Annotated in this window: 3 protein-coding genes and 2 pseudogenes; 2 read left to right on the forward strand and 3 right to left on the reverse strand. The window is 53.3% G+C overall.

Annotated features, from left to right (window positions below; translation table 11 throughout):
• A pseudogene (locus tag ACMLHG_RS16135) lies at positions 1–205 on the forward strand (hypothetical protein); the annotation flags it as partial.
• A gap of 222 nt (positions 206–427) precedes the next feature.
• On the opposite strand, the gene ACMLHG_RS16140 reads toward ACMLHG_RS16135, so the two are convergent.
• The 3 genes from ACMLHG_RS16140 to ACMLHG_RS16150 form a co-directional block, all read right to left on the reverse strand.
• Positions 428–1,297 carry a hypothetical protein gene (locus tag ACMLHG_RS16140; protein ID WP_417171146.1) on the reverse strand — a complete coding sequence of 290 codons (870 nt, stop codon included), beginning with the start codon at positions 1,295–1,297 and terminating at the stop codon, positions 428–430.
• Positions 1,298–1,469: 172 nt separating this feature from the next.
• Complete coding sequence (locus ACMLHG_RS16145; protein ID WP_417171147.1) at positions 1,470–1,832, reverse strand: helix-turn-helix domain-containing protein; 363 nt, start codon at positions 1,830–1,832, stop codon at positions 1,470–1,472.
• A 58-nt stretch (positions 1,833–1,890) separates the two neighbouring features.
• A complete protein-coding gene (locus ACMLHG_RS16150; RefSeq protein WP_417171148.1) occupies positions 1,891–3,570 on the reverse strand; it encodes an integrase core domain-containing protein in 1,680 nt (559 codons plus the stop codon).
• Between the two features lie 176 nt (positions 3,571–3,746).
• On the opposite strand from ACMLHG_RS16150, the pseudogene ACMLHG_RS16155 reads away from it, so the two are divergent.
• Positions 3,747–4,429 (forward strand): annotated as a pseudogene (locus tag ACMLHG_RS16155) (alpha-L-rhamnosidase); the annotation flags it as partial.

Consider the following 4,429-nt stretch of genomic DNA (forward strand, 5'->3'; position numbering starts at 1 on the left):
CGGCAACGGCTGGTATCTGACCGGCTGGTGCCCGCAGTTTGAGAGCGGCGCGGTGCTTGTGCCGCGCAGGGGCACGCCGCTCCTGCTGGGCGGTCCCGAGAGCGAACCGTTCGCGAAACAGGACAGCGCAATCACCGAAACGCGTAACTTTCCGGTTGTCATGTGTGGGAATAAATGGTTCTGTTTTTCTGTAAAAAACAGGTGACACTTTCTCCATGTTAATAAATTGACAGTCAATATGATGCAACATTGCATTATATTCTGTCAATATAAGAGTAAGATAGCATGGAAAACTCTGATTGCAAATTAGAATTTCTGAATCATAAATCAAATTGACCGACGCTGGAGGATCGGCTTTCAAGGAAAGGCGATCCGGAAGCGCCGGAACCGTCCGAAGGACGGAGTGAACGCGGGAATCATCCTTCGATTAATGCAATTCCTTGCCGTCACGAAAAAGCCTGATGTATTCTTTGCTTTCCAGATAACGCTGTATTGCGATTCTCCAGGCATGCGCGCCCGCGTCTTTCCTCAGTCGTTTTTTCCGGGGAAATGTCTCCAGAATCCATTCCGCCAAACGCTTGATTTCCAGATAAACACTTTCCCGTTCCCGCCTGGTGAAGTGCGGGAACTCCTCTTTCCAGCGTTCCCATGCGCTCTTTCCCGCCAGAACAGCGCGCCTGCGCCGATTGGCTCGTTCGACAGATAAATGTACTGCTACGGCGAATGAATCCAGTTCCTCCCGGTCTTTCAGGATCGCACGCAAATAACGTTTGATTTCCCCCTGGCTTCGCTCCATTACCCCGTTGAACTGCGGAAATCCCGGCGGACTGTTGAAGGGAATCACAGCGAACATTTTTAAAATCGAAAGTACTTCGCTGGAATTCAAATTCGATCCATTGTCCCGCTTCAGGAAGAGTGGAGCTCCGTGTTTATGCATCAGATAGTTGAGATGTTCCGCCACCTCCTCTCCGGTAAATGCTCCGGGCTTGATGACCGGCTCAAGTTTCATTCTGCTGCCGAGGTCGATCACCTGAAGCACGTGAAAGCGCACACCGCGATGCACCTGTTCAAAAATGTCCATGCTCCAGATCAGATGCGCTTCGCAGTATTCAACCGAGAGCATGGACTTTCTTTCGCCACGCATGAGTCTGATTCGCAATTCATTGGCCAGTTCCTGAAAGCGTCTTCCGGAATATTCCGGATGCTGTGCTTGAAGTGCGGAAACCGCGCGCAGCCGATGACGATTTCCATGCAGCTGTTGTTGTTTCAGAAGCTGTAAAATGACATCGTCTTCCATCGTGACGGTCCGTGGCTTTCCCCGTGGTCCCCAGAGAGGCTGCCCCAGAGCCACCCGGTGTTCATAGCGGAAAAAGGTCGAAACACTCAGCTGTCCGGCCAGAATGAAACGCTTCAGAGGAATGGTTCGATTTCTTCTTTTTTCATGGCTGATCGCCTGAATGACGGGCAGCTCATCCCTTTCTTTTTTTTTCGCGTTCCGCCAATTGGGAATTTCGGATGGCGATGATGCGGCCTTGGAGCTCGGAGATGGCTTTCATCTCATACAACTCGTTCTCCAGACGCTTCTTTTCCGCTTCCAGCTGCCGGATTCTCCGCGTCTCGTCGGAGAGTTTCGGGCGACCGGGATCACCGGGTGTCAGAGCCTCAGCCGCGGCTTTCACAAACGCATCCATATACTCGTAGAACGTTTTGCGGGAGACGCCGAGACGTTCCGCCGCTTCGGTGACGGAAATGGTTCCGGCCTGAACTTCGCAAATCGTCACAAGCCTTTGTTTCATCGCTTGATAGCCATTGTCTTGCATCCGGTTCATCATGATTCCTCCTCCCGGATCCGGCGTATCGGGGAGACGCCGGACCCGGTTTGTCATTCACTTAAATGCTTATTGAGAAATCTCCGCTGAAGGGAGCGATTGTCCACGACTCTCGTTTTTGGGCGGTCGACCCCGACGGCAGGGACGTTGCGTCTGGTCCAGAAGTTTCTCCAGATGTGCCTCCGGCAGATTCTCCTCCTTCTTCTTCACTTGCCTCTTCCCGTTCTGCAACATCTTGCGATCCAGCAGTTTCTCGAGATGACTCGAGAGTGAGTTCTCTTTCATCTCCAACGCCTTGCGCCCCCTCGGACGTGCCTCCAGAGCTTTCAGCATTCCCTCCAGTGCCAGCAACTCCCAGCGTTCCACCTGCGGGGGCCGCACCGAATACCGGCGACAAACCGCGCTCACACTGGTCTTCTCCGTCCAGACTGAGAGGACTGCTTTGCATTTCTCCTGCGCCGTCAACGGCGGCGTCTGCGGTTCGGTCATTGTTGATTTCTCCGGATTTTCCACTACTGTCGGATGGTTCTTCTCCATTTTCAATATTCTCCATGATTGGTTGTTTGTCAAGCTGTTGCGTGATATTTTCATCGGAAATGACCAGAGAGGGTGTTCCTCCGGTCGGCTGTTCGACGCCGTCGATCTGCATGGAGATCCGTCCCTTTTTCTCCAGAATCGACACACAGGAATCCCCGACACGCCCGACCATCATAAATGGTTTGCGGACATGGCCTCTCAAGGCAAGTTCGAGAGTATTGTCTGCAATTTTCTCGGCGAGCTGCCGTTTCACCGTAGTCTCGATTTCAAAAAAACGATCCGCCGGAGTCAGACCGCCAATTCCCTGATGCGGACGCTGAAAATTGTAGTGCCGGACATAGAGCGCCAGCTGCTCCCGAAGCTCATCAAAACTGCTGATCTTCGCCTTGTCGAAAAACTCCTGCCGCAGCGTCCGCCAGAACCGTTCCATTTTTCCATTGGTCTGCGGATGGTGGGCGCGGCAGACCGTGTGTTTGATCTGGTGGTTGCGAAGATAGGTCCCGAACTGGTTGTTCCCGGTCCAGCTGACGAACTGACGGCCGCCGTCGGTCAGGATTTCTTTCGGAAACGTGTAGTCGCCGCACGCCTTTTTCAACAGGTCGATGGTGTTTCCAACCGTCTGGCGATGAAACAGATCCAGGGAGACCACATAACGCGAATAATCATCCAGATAGCCGATGACAAAGACTTTTTCGTGGTTCGGCATGATGAAATACATCACGTCGGTGTGCCACAATTCATTGGGCGAGCGCCGTTCGAAGAACCGCATCGGAGCGGGGGGACGCCTGGCACGGGATCCTGTCGACGTTGACGATGATGAATGAGCCTCCAAAACGGATCGAACTTCATGAGTTTTGATCGGCAGACCGAGAAAGCGGCGGAAGATCTGGGTGATCCGTTTCACTCCATGATCCGGATGTGCGGCTTTGTGTTCGAGAATTTGCGTTCGGACAAACTCCCGGGCCGGATCCGATTTTTCCGCTTCCGCAGCACTTCTCTCCGGCGGAGACGTGAAAGCTCCAGAACCTTTTTCCCGGTATTCACGGATCCATTTGCCGAGGGAACTTTTCCCGATTCCGAGTTCCCTCGCAATGTCTTTGACCTGATAACCTTCCTCAAGATAGAGTTTCACTGCCTTGAGCTTGTCGGCCGCCGAATAACGGGTTCCATTCCGATTCGGCACAGCTTCCGGTGCAGCTTTCATTTTACACCTTCCTCCTTGTTCAGAGAAAAGTGTTACCCGTTTTTACAAACTCTTCAAACCATTTTTTCGCAGCTTAGCACAATTTCCACCGGACCGGCTATCCGTTCCGCCGCGAATGGAGTGCGCATTCCTCGCTTCCGGCGCTGAACCGTCTGCTTGAGACGGCATACCGGACTCTGGAAGCGTGTTCCCATGAGACGTTCATGGACTGTCCCTATTACGAGCAGTTGATGTATATCGGGGATGCGCGTCTGGAGGCGCTTTCGGTTTATGTGACTTCGACGGATGCAAGGCTTGCCGGAAAAGCCCTGCGGATGCTGGCGCGTTCCCAGCAGGCGGACGGTCTGATTTTCTCTCGCTATCCCGCGCGTGTGGATCAGGTGATCCCGTCTTTTGCAATGATCTGGATTTCCATGCTGCATGATTATGCGCTCTGGCAGGATGACCCCGGCACCGTATACGAGCTTCTGCCGTGTGCGCGGCGCATTGCGGATTATCTGGAACTGCACCTGAAAGACAATCTGCTTTATTTCCCCGGATGGAATTTCATCGACTGGGTGGATTCCTGGCCGCACGGGGAACCCGCCGGATGTGAAAATGACGGAACCAATTCGATTTTGAATCTGTTTGCCGTAATTGCCCTGCGCCAGCTTGCCGGACTGGAAAAATATGCCGGAACGGAGGAGCACGGCAGGAGGTCTGCCATGCTTGCGGATCGCATTCTGGAATCCGTCCGGCGGCACTACTGGGATGAGGCGCGCGGGTTGTATGCAAATGATTTCGCACGGAAATATTATTCGGAACATGCCCAGTCGCTTGCTCTGATCATAGAACCCGACAGCAGGCTGGCGGAGACATT

This window comes from Victivallis sp. (assembly GCF_048170485.1).
Taxonomy (GTDB): Bacteria; Verrucomicrobiota; Lentisphaeria; order Victivallales; family Victivallaceae; genus Victivallis.

Excerpts from the sequence above, each read along its gene's own strand:
- ACMLHG_RS16140 (WP_417171146.1), bottom strand. The coding sequence starts at position 1,297 with ATGGAAGACGATGTCATTTTACAGCTTCTGAAACAACAACAGCTGCAT.
- ACMLHG_RS16145 (WP_417171147.1), bottom strand. The coding sequence starts at position 1,832 with ATGATGAACCGGATGCAAGACAATGGCTATCAAGCGATGAAACAAAGG.
- ACMLHG_RS16150 (WP_417171148.1), bottom strand. The coding sequence starts at position 3,570 with ATGAAAGCTGCACCGGAAGCTGTGCCGAATCGGAATGGAACCCGTTAT.